At 48.3% G+C, this 18,284-nt stretch carries 13 protein-coding genes and 3 pseudogenes; 6 read left to right on the top strand and 10 right to left on the bottom strand.

Features of this window, described 5'->3' with window-relative positions:
- Positions 1-107 precede the first annotated feature (107 nt).
- Together JCM16496_RS04510 and JCM16496_RS04505 are read right to left on the bottom strand one after the other, a co-directional pair.
- Positions 108-917, bottom strand: a complete 810-nt coding sequence (locus JCM16496_RS04510; protein WP_128809449.1) for a hypothetical protein — start codon at positions 915-917, stop codon at positions 108-110.
- Positions 847-1,881 carry a fimbrillin family protein gene (locus JCM16496_RS04505; protein ID WP_025832586.1) on the bottom strand — a complete coding sequence of 345 codons (1,035 nt, stop codon included), beginning with the start codon at positions 1,879-1,881 and terminating at the stop codon, positions 847-849. The genes JCM16496_RS04510 and JCM16496_RS04505 overlap by 71 nt, the downstream gene beginning before the upstream one ends.
- A 42-nt stretch (positions 1,882-1,923) precedes the next feature.
- On the opposite strand from JCM16496_RS04505, the gene JCM16496_RS21415 reads away from it, so the two are divergent.
- Entirely contained in the window at positions 1,924-2,238 is a 315-nt protein-coding gene (locus JCM16496_RS21415; RefSeq protein ID WP_128809448.1) for a hypothetical protein, read from the top strand.
- A gap of 408 nt (positions 2,239-2,646) precedes the next feature.
- Here the strand turns inward: JCM16496_RS21415 and scpA are convergent.
- Together scpA and mutA are read right to left on the bottom strand one after the other, a co-directional pair.
- A pseudogene (gene scpA, locus JCM16496_RS04495) lies at positions 2,647-4,793 on the bottom strand (methylmalonyl-CoA mutase).
- 39 nt (positions 4,794-4,832) lie between these two features.
- On the bottom strand, positions 4,833-6,731 hold the full coding sequence (mutA, locus tag JCM16496_RS04490; protein WP_025832584.1) for a methylmalonyl-CoA mutase small subunit: 1,899 nt from the start codon (positions 6,729-6,731) through the stop codon (positions 4,833-4,835).
- Between the two features lie 270 nt (positions 6,732-7,001).
- On the opposite strand from mutA, the gene JCM16496_RS04485 reads away from it, so the two are divergent.
- Positions 7,002-8,663 (top strand): putative transporter, encoded by a 1,662-nt coding sequence (locus JCM16496_RS04485; protein WP_016273012.1) that lies wholly within the window; start codon positions 7,002-7,004, stop codon positions 8,661-8,663.
- 82 nt (positions 8,664-8,745) lie between these two features.
- On the opposite strand, the gene JCM16496_RS04480 is transcribed toward JCM16496_RS04485, so the two are convergent.
- Both JCM16496_RS04480 and JCM16496_RS04475 read right to left on the bottom strand, forming a co-directional pair.
- On the bottom strand, positions 8,746-9,375 hold the full coding sequence (locus JCM16496_RS04480) for a cytidylate kinase-like family protein (protein WP_025832579.1): 630 nt from the start codon (positions 9,373-9,375) through the stop codon (positions 8,746-8,748).
- Between the two features lie 84 nt (positions 9,376-9,459).
- Entirely contained in the window at positions 9,460-10,815 is a 1,356-nt protein-coding gene (locus JCM16496_RS04475) for an MATE family efflux transporter (protein ID WP_025832577.1), read from the bottom strand.
- A 114-nt stretch (positions 10,816-10,929) separates the two neighbouring features.
- On the opposite strand from JCM16496_RS04475, the pseudogene lysS reads away from it, so the two are divergent.
- The 4 genes and pseudogenes from lysS (at position 10,930) to JCM16496_RS04455 (ending at position 16,025) form a co-directional block, all read left to right on the top strand.
- A pseudogene (gene lysS / locus JCM16496_RS04470) lies at positions 10,930-12,659 on the top strand (lysine--tRNA ligase).
- A gap of 99 nt (positions 12,660-12,758) precedes the next feature.
- The gene (locus JCM16496_RS04465) at positions 12,759-13,754 is read left to right on the top strand and encodes an NAD(P)H-dependent glycerol-3-phosphate dehydrogenase (protein ID WP_025832575.1); all 996 of its coding nucleotides are present in this window, start codon (positions 12,759-12,761) and stop codon (positions 13,752-13,754) included.
- Positions 13,755-13,802: 48 nt separating this feature from the next.
- Positions 13,803-15,139: pseudogene (locus tag JCM16496_RS04460) on the top strand (glucose-6-phosphate isomerase).
- Positions 15,140-15,269: 130 nt separating this feature from the next.
- A complete protein-coding gene (locus tag JCM16496_RS04455; protein ID WP_025832573.1) occupies positions 15,270-16,025 on the top strand; it encodes an inorganic diphosphatase in 756 nt (251 codons plus the stop codon).
- Between the two features lie 190 nt (positions 16,026-16,215).
- Here the strand turns inward: JCM16496_RS04455 and JCM16496_RS04450 are convergent, their stop codons facing one another.
- From JCM16496_RS04450 to JCM16496_RS04430, 4 genes are all read right to left on the bottom strand, one after another.
- Positions 16,216-16,422, bottom strand: coding sequence for a hypothetical protein (locus JCM16496_RS04450; RefSeq protein WP_025832571.1), 207 nt, complete (start codon positions 16,420-16,422; stop codon positions 16,216-16,218).
- 53 nt (positions 16,423-16,475) lie between these two features.
- Positions 16,476-16,766: a YtxH domain-containing protein gene (locus JCM16496_RS04445; RefSeq protein ID WP_025832569.1), complete on the bottom strand. Its 291-nt coding sequence runs from the start codon at positions 16,764-16,766 to the stop codon at positions 16,476-16,478.
- Between the two features lie 258 nt (positions 16,767-17,024).
- A complete protein-coding gene (locus JCM16496_RS04435) occupies positions 17,025-17,957 on the bottom strand; it encodes a manganese catalase family protein (RefSeq protein WP_025832568.1) in 933 nt (310 codons plus the stop codon).
- A gap of 32 nt (positions 17,958-17,989) precedes the next feature.
- Entirely contained in the window at positions 17,990-18,283 is a 294-nt protein-coding gene (locus tag JCM16496_RS04430; protein ID WP_025832566.1) for a hypothetical protein, read from the bottom strand.
- Position 18,284 lies beyond the last annotated feature (1 nt).

Raw genomic sequence — 18,284 nt, 5'->3', positions numbered from 1 at the left:
GTACTGTTCTCCTCCCAGTTTTCACCGTCGGGAGGGAGGTTCTTATTGCTGTTATCGGCAAAAGCGGCAAACTCATTGCCAGTGGTGTAATCGACAGCAGGAAGACGCTAACTGCCGCCCAGCTGCTTGCGGGCGATGTCGTAATCGGCATTGCCGCAGATGCTTTGTCCCGTGGTCATGAAGGAAGGAACGTAATCCTTGTTGGTCTTGCTTGTCATCAGTCCGCTTGCATCGCCAAAACCGAACATGTTCCATTGGCTGCCGAGGGCGCAGGAGGTGTAACCGTCGGTAGCGCTCTCTGAAGAAGGTGCGGCACCATAAGGAGTCGTTTTATCGCTGGTAGTACCTTCTGCTTTCGTCTCATCGGCAGTGGCGATGTGGAAGGAGGCGGTGGTAATATATGAGGCATCACCATCCACAGCCTTGGCATCATTCGTCTTCGTGGCAATGATATTGCCCGTAGCCCAGTAGAGGGGAACGGCACCGTCACCGGTACCGGAAGTTGCAGCCCCGTTCTTGTTGACACCCATGTAGAGGGCGACAATCCAGTCGTTCTCGTAAGGCTTGTTGTCTGTCCCGATAGTAGGAGAAGTTTTCAGCGTGCTGCCCCCGTCCTTGTCGGGAAGCGTAATCGCCTTGCTGCTCAACTCATCGGCAGACAGCGTATGGAAGAACTTCACTACCTTGGGGATGCACACCCAGAACTTCGTGTCTGCGGCAAGCAGGGCAACGGAAGGAACAACAGCTTTGCCTTCATTGCCCACCGTGGCCGAACCAAGCACGACAGGAGTGCCTTCAGCGGTAGTGGTGCCTATCTGCAACTCACGGTCTATGTAATAATTATCACTACCCGAAGCTACAGTAGTAGTGACGGTATACGAGGGAAGCACCTCCATCTCTGCCGTAGCCGTGTACATCTTGCCCGCAGCCAAAGTGGGGGAAGTGGAGAGAATACACATAGCCCTTGGCAGCACTACCCGCGCCCACCTTGGCAGTGACGGCAAGGTTCTTCAATGCACCCGGAAGTACGTGCAGATAGACGGTAACAGAGGGAGTAGCATCGGTGGAAAGGGTAAAGGCTTTGCTCAAGACAAGGCTGCCTGCCGTAGAGGTGTAGGCAGCAGGAGGAAGAGTGCCGTCGGCTTCCGTTGCCTGCGTGATGTCGACCGTAGCTTTGCTTGCCAACCCCGAAGAGGCGGAGAAAGTGACATCACTCACGGATGCACCGGCATTGGCACGGGTCAGCGGCGTTATGTCCATATCAGGAGTTCCGCTACTCGACTCTGCCGGGAACTGCAAGGTGACCTTCAGGATGGAAGTGAGGTGCTTGAAGCTGAAATCAAGCTTACGGTTACTTGCGCTGTATGCACTCGTGCCGAACATGTAGAGCTTGCTCTCGTCCGGCTTGTCGCCAGTCTGCCCCGTCATGTCGAGGGATATGGCGGTGGCCCGGGCAGTGGTCGTGCTTTCAGGAAGCTTCAGTTCCGGGTAGACGGCATAATAGGTGGTGTTTTCCTTCGGGGTTATCTCTCCGGTAAACGTGCCGTTGTGGGCATTGGTACCGAGTTCCGTCAGCGTGAACGTGGCAGGTGCGGCGGCATCCGCGCCGCCCAGCACGGAGAAGGTCTCCGGGTTGCCTTTAGTGACATCGGCAGGGTCTCGCCAAGTGATTTCAAGCTTTTTGTCATCTGCATTCTCCTCGAAATCCACCCTCGTGTCCGGTCCACCTTGCGGCATCCCCGCCGAGGCGGTCACGGTGATTCGTTCCTCCCCGTCGGGAGGGACGGGAGTCGTTCCGGTTGCAACGTCGTCGCTGCAGCCCGCAGCCGCCAAGCCCATCAGGGAAGCAAGGAGGCAAAGAGAGATTCTTTGTTTGTTCATAACTGGTAATATGTTTAAGTGATTGTTGTCCATCGGTGGGAAGTGGCAGCTTTAGTCTGCCCACAAGTCTTCTATGTCCATGTCGCCGGTGCTGCCGCCGCTGTCGCTGGCGGCCATCCCGCGCTCCACCTCCACAAGCACCACCTCCACAAGGGGCGGCGTGTAGACCGGTGCTGGCATATCCTTCGTGTGCCTCGTGCCCGCAGACGGGACAAGGCACAACGAAGCCGCTCCGTCATCTTGACAACAGAGCCGGAAATCATCTTCACGAAGAGAAAGGAATACAGGCCGGGAAAGCCATTGAAGCGTACTTTCACCGGTAATAGGAAGAAAGGAATGCGCAAGCGCGTTTATTGAAATATACTTACAATATGGGGGGGATTTTAAGGCTTGCCATGGCACTTTCTGTTTTAGGCGTTAATAATCGGAGATTGCCCGCCTCTTTGCCTCCCAAAGGCGGCGAAAAGCACTGACGGGAGCAAAAGTATAACATTTTTCTTGATAAGCAAAAGCCTTTTTGAATTTAATGTATTCTTAATGAATTAAATAGGGATATTCAGTAAAGAATTCTACTTTATTCTATTTGTATAGAGAAAAGTATTTGCAACAAAATTTATATAAATGATTCATAACCCCAATTTTAAGGTGGTCGAGTTTGACCACTTCAAAATGCAGGCAGGATTACCAAGTTTTGTCTTGAGTGCTTCTGAATTGAGAAGTAAATGTGCATAAACTAATTATGCACATTTACTTTAACATGTCGGATTACTCCTCATCCAACAAGATTTCCAATATCTGGCAAGCAGCCTTGGCAACCGGAGTACCGGGGCCGAAGATGGCAGCTACACCTGCCTTGTAAAGGAAGTCATAGTCTTGTGCGGGAATTACACCACCGGCAATCACTACGATATCCTCGCGTCCCAACTTCTTGAGCTCTTCGATAATCTGCGGAACCAATGTCTTGTGTCCGGCAGCCAATGAAGAAACCCCCACTACATGAACGTCGTTCTCAACCGCTTCGCGGGCAGCCTCGGCCGGTGTCTGGAACAAGGGTCCCATATCCACATCGAAGCCACAGTCGGCATATCCGGTTGCAACAACCTTGGCACCGCGGTCGTGACCGTCCTGGCCCATCTTGGCTACCATGATACGAGGCTGACGTCCCTCTTTCTTCGCAAACTTCTCCGCCAATTCACAAGCACGGTGGAAGTCGCTGTCATTTTTACTTTCTGATGAATACACGCCTGATATAGTTCTAATTACTGCTTTATAACGTCCTACAATCTTTTCGCAAGCATAAGAGATTTCCCCCAAAGTGGCACGGACACGGGCTGCCTCGACTGCCAGTTCCAGCAAGTTGCCCTTACCGGTCTTTACACATTCAGTAATAGCCTCCAATGCCTTGTCCACTTCCGCCTGGTTACGTCCTTCCTTCAGACGCTTCAGGTTCTCAATCTGTTCCTGACGGACAGCCGTATTGTCGATTTCAAGAATATCAATCGGAGCTTCTTTCTCCAGACGATACTTGTTCACACCGACAATGGTCTGCGAACCGCTGTCGATACGGGCTTGTGTACGCGCAGCAGCCTCTTCGATACGCATCTTGGGGATACCAGTTTCGATGGCTTTTGCCATACCGCCCAGCTTCTCTACTTCCTGAATCAATTCCCAAGCCTTGTGAGCCAATTCATTAGTCAGACTTTCCACATAATAAGAGCCACCCCATGGGTCTACATTCTTGCAAATGTAAGTTTCTTCCTGAATATAAATCTGCGTATTACGTGCAATACGTGCAGAGAAATCCGTCGGCAAAGCAATAGCCTCGTCAAGAGCATTGGTATGCAGTGACTGGGTATGTCCCAATGCAGCAGCCATCGCCTCGATACAAGTACGGCCCACATTGTTGAACGGGTCTTGCTCTGTCAGCGACCAGCCGGAAGTCTGGGAGTGCGTACGCAAAGCCAGCGACTTCGGATTCTTCGGGTTGAACTGCTTCACAATCTTTGCCCACAACATACGTGCGGCACGCATCTTGGCGATTTCCATAAAGTGGTTCGTTCCGATGGCCCAGAAGAAAGAGAGACGCGGTGCGAAAGCATCGATGTCAATACCCGCAGCCGTTCCGGCACGCAGATATTCCAAACCGTCTGCCAGGGTGTAAGCCAACTCGATGTCTGCCGTAGCACCCGCTTCCTGCATGTGGTAGCCGGAGATGGAGATAGAATTGAACTTAGGCATTTTCTGAGAAGTATATTCAAAGATGTCAGAGATAATCTTCATAGAGAATGCAGGCGGGTAGATATAGGTATTACGCACCATGAATTCCTTCAAGATATCGTTCTGGATAGTACCGGCCATTTCTTCCAACTTGGCACCCTGCTCCAGACCTGCGTTGATGTAGAATGCCATAACAGGAAGTACGGCACCGTTCATGGTCATGGAGACGGACATCTTGTTCAAAGGGATTCCGTCGAACAGCACCTTCATATTCTCCAAGGAGCAGATAGACACACCTGCCTTACCTACGTCACCCACTACACGTTCGTGGTCGGGGTCGTAGCCACGGTGAGTGGCCAAGTCGAAAGCTACGGACAAACCTTTCTGTCCGGAAGCCAAATTACGACGGTAAAAGGCATTTGACTCTTCCGCTGTGGAAAAGCCTGCATACTGGCGGATGGTCCAAGGACGCAACGTATACATCACCGAGTACGGACCACGCAGATAAGGAGGAAGCCCGGCAGCATAGCCAAGTGTTCCATTCCCTCAAGGTCTTCTTTTGTATAAACAGGCTTCACCTCAATGTGTTCCGGCGTTTTCCAATCAGCATGGATGCCGTTAGCCTTTTGCCACTCAGCACCGTTGACGGGCTGAAAAGCGGCATATATATCTAAGTTTTTAAAATCTTTTCGCATCATGTTATTTACGATTTGACGATTTACGATTGAAGTTGCTTACTTCAAAAGTTTGGCGTTGAATTCTTTTAATGTCTCTAATACGTTGACACGGACATGGATAAAGTTCTCGATACCGGCAGCTTTCAAGTCGTCCATGCAAGCAGGAGCACCGGCTACGATAAACATGGCACGGCCATTCAGAGCCTTGAAGGCAGGAACAGCATATTCTGCATATTCATCATCACTTGAACACAATACCACGATGTCGGCCTTGGCAGCCATAGCTGCTTCTATACCTTCTTCTACGGTGGGGAAACCGAGGTTATCCACAACTTCGTATCCGGCACAAGCCAGGAAGTTGCAAGAGTACTGTGCACGTGCCTGGCGCATGGCCAAATTACCGATAGTCAGCATAAACGCTTTCGGACGTTTGCCGGAAGCCTCTGTTTCGAGACGCAACGCTTCAAATTCACTGGCAGCACGGTCAAAGTTCAGTGTCGGAACATCTTTTTCGCACGTATGTCCGCCGCCGCAACAGCAAGTAGCCTCAACCGGTTTCTTATCTCCGGCCTTTTCATTAAAGTTGGGGAACTGGTTGGTACCCAGCAACACTTCCTTGCGCTTGGCGACTGCAGCATGACGGGCCTTGTTGCTCTCGTTTACGGCAGCCTGCACTTTTCCGGCTTTCACGGAAGCATAGAAACCACCGTCTTCTTCTACAGCGAGGAAGAGGTCCCAAGCCTGCTTAGCAATAGAGACGGTCAAGTTCTCGATATAGTAGGAACCTGCAGCCGGGTCAATAACCTTATCGAAGTGCGATTCTTCTTTCAACAGCAGTTGTTGGTTACGCGCCATACGCTCAGAGAATTCGTTAGGAGCATCATAAGTCTTGTCGAACGGAGTAACCGTCATTGAGTCAACGCCGGCAAGGGCAGCACTCATCGCCTCAGTCTGCGTACGCAACAAGTTTACGTGTGCATCAAACAAAGTCAGGTTGAATGAAGAAGTTTCCGCATGAATCTTCATCTTGGCTGCACAGCGGCATTCGTTATCCTTACCCTTGTTGTCGCAGTCGCGCAGACACTCGGGACTGTAAGAAGCCACAATATTAGCCCACAGCATACGTGCAGCGCGGAATTTGGCTATTTCAAGGAAGTAGTTGGAACTGATACCGAAATTGAACTTAATCTTCTTGGCTACCATTGCAGCCGGCAGACCGGCATCAACCAGCTGATTCATATATTCATTACCCCAAGCCAAAGCATAACCCAGTTCCTGGAAAATATAAGAACCCGCATTGTTTAATGTCAACGCGTTCACATTCAATACATGGTATTTCGGAAGGGAAGCGGTAGCCTTGAGCAGCGCCTTGGCTGTTGCCACCATATCACCTTTTTCTTTACCTTTGGCCAGCATCTTGTTGAAGTAGTCATAGTTGATGGAGCCCTGCAATTTCGTCAAGTCATAATCCTTTTTCTGGAAATAAGCGACAAGAAGTTCTGCAAGTTCCACCACATGCCCCTGGCAGGTAGAGAAATTCAACTCGACACATTCCGCGCAAATATCTTTCAACAAAGTTTCAATATACTCTGCGTTCAATTCCTTGGCCTTTACATGGAAAGAGAGTGAATCTACACCTTTATTCAAGATGTCCAACGCCTTGGCATTGGCCTCTTTGGGGCATTCCACTTTGATTTCCTGACGAACAAGCCATTCATTGTTGTCTTTCTTGGTACCTCTGAGATAAGGAAACTCGCCGGGAAGGGCATCTGTCGTCTTCAACCCTTCCAGGTCCTCCATACGGTAGAAAGGTTTCACCTTAAATCCTTCGTTTGTCTTCCAAACGAGCTTCTTCTCGAAATCCGCCCCTTTCAGGTCTGCGGTAACTTTCTCCATCCACTGCTCAGTGGAAACGGGAGAAAAGTCGGAGAAGAGTTTTTCTTTACTGTCTGCCATAGTTTATTTAAAATTTAAATAGATGAATACTATTCATTTTTGTCATCAAGAGACTTGCAAATATAAGGAAATACTTAGAACAAAATCTTTTTTTAGAGAAAATTGCACTTACAGATGACTCCGTGTCCATACGGATTCAGCGTATTCACCGGAAGCATACTCTACTTTTGCAAAGTTGATATAGCAAAAAGTACCACAAAGCCTTTGCCACCTCCTTTTTATTAAGTAATTTTGCGCGAAATTTAAAAAACGACATATTAATAAGGTACTATGAATTGGTTAGAAAGCTTGCTATGGGACCCTTCATCTGTCGCTCACATCGTTTGTTTGTATGCATTCGTAATATCTGTGGGCGTATTGCTGGGTAAGATTAAGATTTTCGGGGTATCGTTGGGGGTTACATTTGTCCTCTTTGCCGGTATCCTGATGGGCCATTTTGGCTTCACGGGCGAAACACACATTTTGCATTTCATCCGCGAATTCGGTTTGATTTTATTTGTATTCTGTATCGGTCTGCAAGTCGGGCCCTCCTTCTTCTCTTCTTTTAAGAAAGGGGGTATGCGGCTGAACATGCTTGCTGTCGGCATCGTGTTGCTGAATATCGCAGTAGCATTGAGCATCTACTTCATTGACGGAGGGATAGACTTGCCAATGATAGTAGGTATTCTCTACGGTGCCGTAACCAACACTCCGGGTCTGGGTGCCGCACAAGAAGCCCTGAACCAGATAAACTATACGGGAGACCCCATTGCACTGGGATATGCCTGCGCCTATCCGCTTGGTGTGGTAGGTATCATAGGTTCCATCATAGCCATCCGCTATATCTGCCGGGTGAACCTCAAGAAAGAGGAACAGGAACTCAACACGCAGGAAGCCGATGTAAAGCATCAGCCGCACATGCTTCACCTTGAAGTACGCAATGAATCAATTTCCGGAAAGACCCTGCTCCAGATAAAGGATTTCCTGGGACGTCCGTTTGTATGTTCGCGCATACGCCACGAGGGGCACGTCAGTATCCCCAATCACGAAACAATATTCCACGTAGGAGACCAGCTCTTCATCGTATGTTCCGAAGAAGATGCCGAAGCGGTGGCTGCCTTTATCGGAAAAGAAATACACGTAGACTGGGAAAAGCAGGACACTCCGATGGTTTCCCGCCGTATCCTCGTCACCAAGTCCGAAATCAATGGCAAGAAGCTGGGAAGCCTCCACTTCCGCAGCATGTACGGTGTAAATGTAACCCGTATCAACCGTTCGGGTATGGACTTGTTTGCCGATCCCAATCTGGTACTTCAGGTAGGTGACCGCGTAATGGTGGTAGGCCAGCAGGATGCCGTAGAACGTGTAGCCGGCGTATTGGGTAATCAGTTGAAACGTTTGGACACTCCGAATATCGTAACTATTTTTGTGGGAATCTTTTTGGGAATCCTGCTGGGTAGTCTGCCTATCGCATTCCCGGGTATGCCGACACCAGTTAAGTTAGGTCTGGCCGGTGGGCCGCTGGTAGTGGCCATCCTCATCGGACGTTTCGGCCACAAAATGCATCTTGTGACGTACACCACCATGAGTGCCAACTTGATGTTGCGTGAAATCGGTATCGTGCTCTTCCTTGCCAGTGTCGGTATAGAAGCCGGTGAGCATTTTGTGCAGACGGTGGTAGAAGGCAGCGGATTGCTGTACGTGGGATATGGCTTCCTGATAACCGTTATTCCTTTGCTGATAATCGGTATGATTGCCCGCTTCTACTGCAAGGTGAACTACTTCACGTTAATGGGTCTGATTGCCGGTAGCAACACAGACCCTCCTGCATTGGCATATGCCAACCAGACATCGGGCAATGACGCTCCGGCAGTAGGTTATTCTACAGTATATCCGTTGACAATGTTCCTGCGCATCTTGGCGGGGCAGATGATATTGCTGACAATGATGTAGGAGGAATTAAGGAATTAAAAGAGGTGTGTCAAAACGGTTAATGGCACACCTTCTTTAGTTTTAATTCTTAATCTTTAAATTCTTAAAGTTTCAGTTTCTTCTTGACGAACTCTTCTATAAAATCCACTGTAGCATCAATGCCCAATACAGAAGAATCGATGCACAAATGATATGTCTCGGCAGCCCCCCATTTTTTATAGCTGTAGTAGTTATAGTATTCGGCGCGTTTCTTGTCCGCTTTGTTCATCATCTCCTCCGCTTCACGCTCAGAAATGGAATGCATTCGGCAGAGGCGTTTGATGCGCTCCTCATTGGAACAGGAAATGAAAACATTGACACAGCGTGGATTATCCCGAAGAATATAATCGGCACAACGTCCAACGAACAAACAGGGCTTCTCCCCCGCCAATCGGCGTATCACGTCACTTTGCACTTTGAACAGAGCATCATTACTCAGGCAATTCGTGGCTGGGATAGCCCCGTCACTGACAAAAGGGAAACGCATGCCGAAGAGTCCTCCAATAATGCCTTGTGAAGCTTTCTCATCAGCTTTTTCAAAAAACTCACAACACAGTCCGCTCTCTTCAGAAGCCAGCCTAATCAGCTCCTTATCATAAAAATCAATTCCCAGACGGGTAGCCAGCTTCTCGCCTATCTCCCGCCCGCCACTACCCAGCTGACGGCCTATATTGACTATAAAATTATTGTCCATATGCTTGTTCATCTATTAGTTTGCAGATAGCAAATATAAATATTCTAACGGAATATCTACAGAAAGCATATAAAAAATTTTATTTTAATGTGCTGCAGCAGTCTTAAACTTACGGAATTGACAAACCAGCATCACCAGTGCTATCAAGCTTGCAAGCAAATCAGATACCGGCATGCTATACCACACCCCGGCCACGCCAAAAAAGTGCGGCAGAATAAGCAGACAAGGAAGCAGAATCAGCATCTGCCGCGTAAGGGAAAGGAAGATCGCTTTGCCTGCCATGCCTATGCTCTGGAAAAAGTTGGAAGTCACCATCTGGAAACCGATAATGGGAAAGAACATTACTGTAATGCGCAGTCCCGTAGCCGAAAGCTCCGTCAGTTCCGCATCCGATGTAAAGATGCCCACCACCAAGTCCGGTAGCAACATGCCGACAAGAAAACCGAAAGTGGTCACTGCCGTGGCATAAATTATCGTCAGTTTCAGCACCTTGTTTACCCGTTCATACAGTTTCGCTCCAAAATTATATCCGGCAATGGGTTGCATGCCTTGATTCAGTCCCATCACAATCATCACGACAATGAAAACCAGACGGTTCACTATGCCAAAAGCCCCGATAGCCAAGTCGCCGCCATACTTCTTCAATCCTTGATTGATAAGGATAACGATGAAGCAGGCAGCCATGTTCATTAAGAAAGGAGACATGCCGATGGCAAGTGAATCGAATACAATCTTACGCCTCAGACGGAAAATACCCCGATGGAAATGCAACAGCTCATCCTTATTGCCGAACAGCTTGAGCTGCCATGTCAAAGAGATGACTTGCGCCACGATAGTAGCGATGGCAGCACCACGTATGCCCCAACCGAAACCATAAATAAACACCGGGTCGAGTATGGTATTGACAACCACCGTAGCTATGGTGGCATACATCGCCTTTTGCGGATGCCCCGAAGAACGCAACACGGCATTCAGCCCCAGATAGAGATGGGTCACGGTATTTCCCAGAAGGATAATCTGCATGTAATCCCTGGCATAGCCCACCGTCTGGTCACTGCCCCCGAAGAAGTAAAGAATCGGATCGAGAAAGAGCATGACTATGACAGTAAAAGCCAATCCCAGCACTATGTTCAGCACAAAGACATTACCCAGCACACGCTGTGCCGTGTCATAGTCCTTCTGCCCCAGCTTGACAGAGATCAGCGTGGAAGCTCCCACCCCCACCAACGAACCGAAAGCCGCAGCCAGATTCATCAACGGAAAAGTCAAAGCCAATCCTGAAATAGCCATCGTGCCCACTCCATGACCGATGAAAATACTGTCTACCATATTATATAAAGAGGATGCCGTCATGGCAATGATTGCCGGAACGGCATATTGCATCAAGAGCTTTCCTATGCTCTCCGTACCCAGCGCTGTGGGTGTCTTTTGTGCTGTCATACTATATACCTATTTCTTTTTACCGGATGCAAAGGTACGTATTTTCCGTCAAAAGGTTCGCTATCTGAAAAATGTTTCGTACTTTTGTACCCAAATTGAGTGAAATATAGCGAAATGAACGTATTAGAACTAAGTGAACAAGAAATCATTCGTCGCAACAGCATGAATGAACTTCGCGCGATGGGCATCGAACCTTATCCCGCAGCAGAGTATGTAACAAATGCTTTCTCTACCGATATTAAAGCTGAATTCAACGACGACGCAGAGCCTCGCCAAGTGTCCGTTGCCGGACGTATCATGAGCCGCCGTATCATGGGCAAAGCATCCTTCATCGAATTGCAGGACTCCAAAGGACGCATCCAGGTATATATCACCCGCGATGACATCTGTCCGGACGAGGACAAGGAGATGTACAACACCGTGTTCAAACGTTTGCTCGATTTAGGCGACTTTATCGGCATCGAAGGATTCGTATTCCGTACCCAGATGGGCGAAATCAGCATCCATGCCAAGAAGCTGACCGTACTTGCAAAGAGCATCAAGCCCCTGCCTATCGTGAAATATAAGGACGGCGTGGCTTACGATTCTTTCGAAGACCCCGACTCCGCTACCGCCAGCGTTATGTAGACCTTATCGTGAACGACGGCGTGAAAGAAAAATTCCTGAAGCGTGCCACCGTCATCAAGACCATGCGTGCCGTGCTGGACGAAGCCGGATATACGGAAGTGGAAACTCCCATCCTGCAATCCATCCCCGGCGGAGCAAGCGCCCGTCCGTTCATCACACACCACAATTCCCTGGACATGGACCTCTACCTGCGCATCGCCACCGAGCTTTACTTGAAGCGACTGATTGTGGGCGGATTCGAAGGTGTATATGAAATAGGCAAGAACTTCCGTAACGAAGGTATGGACAAGAACCATAACCCGGAATTCACTTGTATGGAGCTGTACGTGCAGTACAAGGACTACAACTGGATGATGAGCTTTACGGAGAAATTGCTGGAACGCATCTGTATCGCCGTAAACGGCTGCACAGAAACCGAGATAGACGGCAAGACCATCAGCTTCAAAGCTCCCTACCGCCGTCTGCCCATCCTGGAAGCCATCAAGGAAAAGACCGGATACGACCTCGAAGGCAAGAGTGAGGACGAAATCCGCCAGGTGTGCAAGGAACTGAATATGGAGATTGACGACACCATGGGCAAGGGCAAGCTGATTGATGAAATCTTCGGAGAATTCTGCGAAGGTACTTTCATACAGCCCACCTTCATCACCGACTATCCCGTAGAGATGAGCCCGCTGACCAAGATGCACCGCAGCAAGCCGGGACTGACCGAACGCTTCGAGCTGATGGTGAACGGCAAGGAACTTGCCAATGCCTACAGCGAGCTGAACGATCCGATAGACCAGGAAGAACGCTTCAAAGACCAGCTTCGCTTGAGCGAAAAGGGAGACGACGAAGCGATGTTCATCGACCAGGACTTCTTGAAAGCATTGCAATACGGTATGCCTCCCACATCGGGCATCGGTATCGGTATCGACCGTCTGACAATGTTGATGACGGGCGAATCATTCATCCAGGAAGTGCTTTTCTTCCCGCAGATGCGTCCGGAAAAAGTTATCCCCAAAGATGTTCCCGCACGATACACGGAACTGGGTATCCCCGAAGATTGGGTACCCGTCATCCAGAAGGCCGGCTACAACCTGGTGAGTGACATGAAAGATGTGAATCCGCAAAAGCTCCACATGGACATCTGCGGCATCAACAAAAAATACAAATTGGAACTGGCAAACCCGACCGTAAACGAAGTTGCTGACTGGGTCGGAAGAATTAAGAATTAAAAATTAAAGAATTAAATAGGCAAAATTAAAGATAGGAGGAAGGTGAAGGCACTCCTTCACCCCCCTTTTAATTTTTAGTTTTTAATTATTAATTTCGATATGAAACTACCCGGTAAGATAGCCATCATGGGCGGAGGAAGTTGGGCAACCGCCATTGCCAAAATGGTATTGGCTCAAGCGGAGTCGATAAACTGGTATATGCGGCGAGATGACCGTATTGCCGACTTCAAACGGCTTGGCCATAACCCTGCCTACCTGACGGGCGTCAAATTTGACACCAAGCGTATCAACTTCAACTCCAACATCAATGATGTCGTGAAAGAATCTGATACGCTCATCTTCGTTACACCTTCCCCCTATCTGAAAGCTCACTTGAAGAAGCTGAAGACTAAGATTAAAGATAAGTTCATCATCACCGCCATCAAAGGCATCGTGCCCGATGACAACATGATTGTCTCGGAATATTTCACCAAGGAATATGGCGTCCCGGCTGAAAATATCGCTGTATTGGCAGGTCCCTGCCATGCGGAAGAAGTGGCTCTGGAACGCCTTTCTTATCTGACCATCGGCTGTCCCGACACCGACAAGGCCTGCACCATTGCCCGCAAGCTGGCCAGTTCATTCATCAAGACATCTGTCAGCAACGATGTTTCAGGCATCGAATACAGTTCGGTACTGAAAAATGTATATGCCATTGCAGCCGGCATCTGCAGTGGTCTGAAATATGGCGACAACTTTCAGGCTGTGCTCATGTCCAATGCCATACAGGAAATGGACAGATTCCTGCAAACGGTGAACCCCTTGAACAGAAACGTGAATGATTCTGTTTATTTAGGTGACCTGCTGGTGACGGGATACTCCAATTTCAGCCGTAACCGTACATTCGGTACGATGATTGGCAAGGGATACTCCGTGAAAAGCGCGCAGATTGAAATGGAAATGATCGCCGAAGGGTACTACGGTACAAAATGTATCAAGGAAATCAACAAGCATTATCATGTCAACATGCCTATTGTAGATGCAGTATACAACATTCTGTACGAGCGCATCTCGCCGACGATTGAAATCAAGCTGCTTACTGATTCATTCCGGTAAGCGCGGAAAAAGATAAAACGAAATACTGAATTTAAAACATTGAATATTATGATTAGTTTGAACATTGAAAAGACTCTTGGATTCATCTCCAAAGAAAACGTTTTCGCCTATGAAACCCAGGTAAAGGCTGCACAGGAAGCATTAGAGAATGGTACCGGTAAGGGCAACGACTTCTTGGGCTGGTTGCACCTCCCCTCTTCCATCACTAAAGAGCACCTGGCCGACCTGAAGGCTACTGCACAGACGTTGCGTGACAACTGCGAAGTAGTAGTAGTTGCCGGCATTGGCGGAAGTTACCTCGGTGCACGTGCGGTGATAGAGGCTTTGTCAAACAGCTTCACCTGGTTGCAAGAAAAGAAAACGGCTCCGGTCATTCTGTATGCAGGACACAACATCGGTGAAGATTATCTATATGAACTTACCGAATACTTGAAAGACAAGAAATTCGGTGTTATCAACATCTCCAAATCCGGTACCACTACTGAAACAGCCCTGGCGTTCCGTCTGCTGAAAAAGCAATGCGAAGACCAACGCGGCAAGGATATGGCAAAGAAGGTTATCGTTGCCATCACCGATGCCAAGAAAGGCGCTGCCCGCGTAACGGCTGACAACGAAGGCTACAAATCCTTCATCATCCCCGATAACGTAGGCGGACGTTTCTCCGTACTGACTCCGGTAGCTTGCTGCCCATCGCCGTGGCAGGTTTCGACATTGAGAAACTGGTGGCAGGCGCAGTTGCCATGGAAAAAGCTTGCGGCATCGACGTTCCGTTTGCAGAGAATCCCGCTGCCATCTATGCTGCTACGCGTAACGAACTCTACAAGAACGGCAAGAAAATTGAAATCCTAGTAAACTACAACCCCAAACTGCACTACGTAAGCGAATGGTGGAAGCAACTTTACGGTGAATCCGAAGGTAAGGAAAACAAGGGTATCTTCCCTGCTGCCGTAGATTTCTCCACCGACCTGCACTCCATGGGACAATGGATTCAGGAAGGCGAACGTACCATCTACGAAACTGTCATCTCAGTGGAGAAGACACAGCACTCCCTGCAGGTACCTTCGGACGAAGCCAACCTCGACGGACTGAACTTCCTGGCAGGCAAGCACGTGGACGAAGTGAACAAGATGGCCGAATTGGGAACACAGCTTGCCCACGTGGACGGTGGTGTACCCAACATGCGCATCGTTATCCCCGCGCTGAATGAAGAAAGCATCGGAGGTCTGCTCTACTTCTTCGAAAAGGCTTGCGGCATCAGCGGTTATATTTTGGGAGTCAATCCGTTCAACCAACCGGGTGTGGAAGCATACAAGAAGAATATGTTTGCATTGCTGAACAAGCCCGGCTACGAAGAAGAGTCCAAAGCTATCCAGGCAAGACTTTGATAAATTAAGAATTGAGAGTTGAAAATTGAGAAATGGCTGTGCAACAAGCGCAATGAAAAGCTGTTTCCCGATTTTCAACTCTCAATTTATTTACCCTGCATTTCTTAATTTTTAATCCTCAATCTACCAAGTGTTCGAAAACTCTATCGCCCGTTATCTAGAAAAGCACGGGCATCCCAACATCCAATTGAAAGCTGTTCTTTTTGACATGGACGGCGTACTGTTCAACTCCATGCCCTACCATGCTGATGCCTGGCACAAGGTGATGGAACGCCACGGCCTGCACCTGAGCCGTGAAGAGGCGTACATGCACGAGGGGCGTACCGGGGCCGCTACCATCAACATCGTTTACCAACGCCAATATGGCAAGGATGCCACTCCCGAGATGATAGAAAACATCTATGCAGAGAAAAGCGCCGAATTCAGTACCCACCCGGAACCGGAGCGTATGCCGGGCGCTTGGGAAGTACTACAAAAGGTAAAAGCGGCAGGACTTGTTCCGGTACTTGTCACCGGATCGGGCCAACACTCCCTGCTGAGCCGCCTTGCCCACAACTTCCCCGGTATGTTTCAGCCCGACCACATGGTGACCGCCTTTGATGTGAAATATGGGAAACCCCATCCCGAACCTTATCTGATGGGACTGGAAAAGGCAGGGGTACAAGCCAACGAAGCTATAGTTGTGGAAAATGCACCTATCGGGGTACAAGCCGGAACAGCAGCCGGCATATTCACTGTGGCAGTCAATACCGGTCCGCTGGACAGGCAGGTATTACTGGATGCCGGAGCAGATTTATTGTTTCCGTCCATGCAGGCGCTTTGTGACGACTGGGAAAGGTTGCAAACCGCATTAGATGCCAGCAATAGCCTTCGCCACAAAGATTGAGGCGGCGGCCAAACAATGACAGCTGATTGGAGCTTATATAATAAAGTACTACTGTTATACTTTTTATCGGTATACGGTAGTACTTTACTGATTTTCTACAGCTCAAAACAAAAACAGCTCAGGCCACTACTATCAACCAATGTATTTTTGTTTTAAGATATTCCAGTCAACATAAATGGCGATACAGCCGTCAAGCCCCTTCGAACCCAGCGCCCAACCACTGTGGCATACGGGACTTACCATAAAAGTAGTAGAACAGCAACCCTACCCAACTGGTAAGAACCACCAGGATAATGGCTATCAGCCTTCTTTCTGCCGGCGCATGAATACGCCATATTTCCAGAGCCGCCCTGATAGTCAGTACCAAGCCTACAATCCATATTACAAATCCAACCATAATCTATTTATATGCAAAATATTACAACTAACAGAAAAATACATATTCAAAAATCAATCAAGCTTCTTACTTGCTTCTTTTTTCAAATCATTGTATCCTTCCTTTATCTCCTTCTTGGCCTTCTCAGCACCTTGCTTGACATCTTTCTTCGCATCGTTCCATGCGTCCTTTACAGCATCAGCACCGTCTTGAACCTTATCAGACACTTTGTCTGCCGCATCATTAATATCTTCTTTTACTTTTTCAACCTGGTGTTGTGCCCTGTTCCGCTCTTTCTTATCACGACAAGAAGTGAAAGACACTACCAGTGTCAATATCAAAATTGCAAACAATAACTTTTTCATACCTATTCAAATTTAATCATCTTAAGACTGTCCGGAAACTACATTCCCGAACAGTCTTTACAAATTTCAAGATTTCAAACTCTTACTTCTTCTCCGCTTTTTTGCATGCGGTTGAAGACTTACACTCTTTGGTCTGAACACTCTTCTTCGTGTTCTTTACCGCTTCCTGTTTCTTTTCTGTTTTCTTGTTCATAATCAAATGGTTTATGGTTAATAATTAATAATTACAACAGCCAAAGGCCGGTGTTTCTTTCAATTTCACTCATATTTGCACCAAGACGCCTTCTTCTCCGGAGTAGCCGACAAAACCTGTTCACTACGTTCTTTAGACAAATGCGCTTCTTTCTTGGCAATATTTTTTTCCGAACGGTCCGTACCTTCCGGCTCCCTATCCAGCAATCCGTTGGTACTCCTCACTTCTTCAAGCGACTTTTCTACATATTGCCACCGCTCTTTCAGTTGTGTACTTTCGCCTTCATTCCAAGGCCCGCGGACATCTCCACCTTTCGACAAATTGAAATATAGGTTACTGTATTTGGGGGAAGTTTGGAATACTCCCGGTGGAAAATTGGGCTGGATTGTTTCCAAAGCAGCTTCAAACTGCTGGTAGTGTGTCACCTCACGAGCCATCAAGAATCCGAGTGTCTCCTTTACCAAAGGGTCGTCTGTCAGCTGAAGAAGGTTTTCATAACCTATTTTGGCACGAGCTTCTCCTGCCATATTGGAACGGAGATCCACAGTCAGTTCGGCTGTGGCTGATACATAGGTGGCACACCAGGGATTTCCGTTACTGTCTGTCAAGGCCGGACTTCCGGGAGCTCCCACCAGGAATTGTGGATTAGTGAACGCCTGATGTATCAGCTCTTCTTTAGCAGATTTACCACACATCATTGTATGAAGGGGCGTATCTTCAAGAGCATCCTTCATTTCTCCGTTCACCTTTCCCAGAAGCATCTGGATAGTGGCTCCCACAATCTCCAGATGGCCGAATTCTTCAGTAGCGATATCCATCAGCATGTCATATTTATCCGGAAACGGATTATGGCAACTGAAAGCCTGCACGAAATACTGCAAAGCAGATTTCAATTCTCCGTTCGCACCGCCGAATGCCTCAAGCATCACACGTGCAAAGCGTGGGTCGGGTTGTGAAACCCGGGCGTTGAACTGCAAGTCTTTTACATGATAAAACATAATCTTTTCAATTTGGAGTTAAAAATTTAGGTTCATTCGGGTGTGCTTTCCACACACCCGCCGAGCTTGTACAACTCAAATTCATACTTCCTTATGTAAGGGCAGTTCGCATCACATAGCTTTTTCCTCTCTGCCCTGTTTCCGATAGACGGCATGCATCTGTTCCCAAACAACCGGCTGCAACAAAGGCGATATGCTTCGAGGGCTTTCCTTTTTTCCTCGCTGCATCCTTCGAGGTATGCCAACAACGATATCCGGTACAGTTTCTCATAATTTTTTCCTCCACCATCGGCGGGCAATTGTTTCAAGCTTTCTTCCCATTTCATA

Source organism: Bacteroides rodentium JCM 16496, from assembly GCF_000614125.1.
Lineage (GTDB): Bacteria > Bacteroidota > Bacteroidia > Bacteroidales > Bacteroidaceae > Bacteroides > Bacteroides rodentium.
Note: the sequence above shows the minus strand (reverse complement) of the source record. Positions and strands in the feature narration are given on the sequence as shown.

Coding starts and splice junctions, on each gene's coding strand:
- JCM16496_RS04475 (WP_025832577.1), bottom strand. CDS start 10,815: ATGACAGCACAAAAGACACCCACAGCGCTGGGTACGGAGAGCATAGGA.
- JCM16496_RS04430 (WP_025832566.1), bottom strand. CDS start 18,283: ATGAAATGGGAAGAAAGCTTGAAACAATTGCCCGCCGATGGTGGAGGA.
- JCM16496_RS04465 (WP_025832575.1), top strand. CDS start 12,759: ATGAAACTACCCGGTAAGATAGCCATCATGGGCGGAGGAAGTTGGGCA.
- JCM16496_RS04480 (WP_025832579.1), bottom strand. CDS start 9,375: ATGGACAATAATTTTATAGTCAATATAGGCCGTCAGCTGGGTAGTGGC.
- JCM16496_RS04445 (WP_025832569.1), bottom strand. CDS start 16,766: ATGAAAAAGTTATTGTTTGCAATTTTGATATTGACACTGGTAGTGTCT.
- JCM16496_RS04435 (WP_025832568.1), bottom strand. CDS start 17,957: ATGTTTTATCATGTAAAAGACTTGCAGTTCAACGCCCGGGTTTCACAA.
- JCM16496_RS04510 (WP_128809449.1), bottom strand. CDS start 917: ATGTACACGGCTACGGCAGAGATGGAGGTGCTTCCCTCGTATACCGTC.
- JCM16496_RS04485 (WP_016273012.1), top strand. CDS start 7,002: ATGAATTGGTTAGAAAGCTTGCTATGGGACCCTTCATCTGTCGCTCAC.
- mutA (WP_025832584.1), bottom strand. CDS start 6,731: ATGGCAGACAGTAAAGAAAAACTCTTCTCCGACTTTTCTCCCGTTTCC.
- JCM16496_RS04505 (WP_025832586.1), bottom strand. CDS start 1,881: ATGAACAAACAAAGAATCTCTCTTTGCCTCCTTGCTTCCCTGATGGGC.
- JCM16496_RS04450 (WP_025832571.1), bottom strand. CDS start 16,422: ATGGTTGGATTTGTAATATGGATTGTAGGCTTGGTACTGACTATCAGG.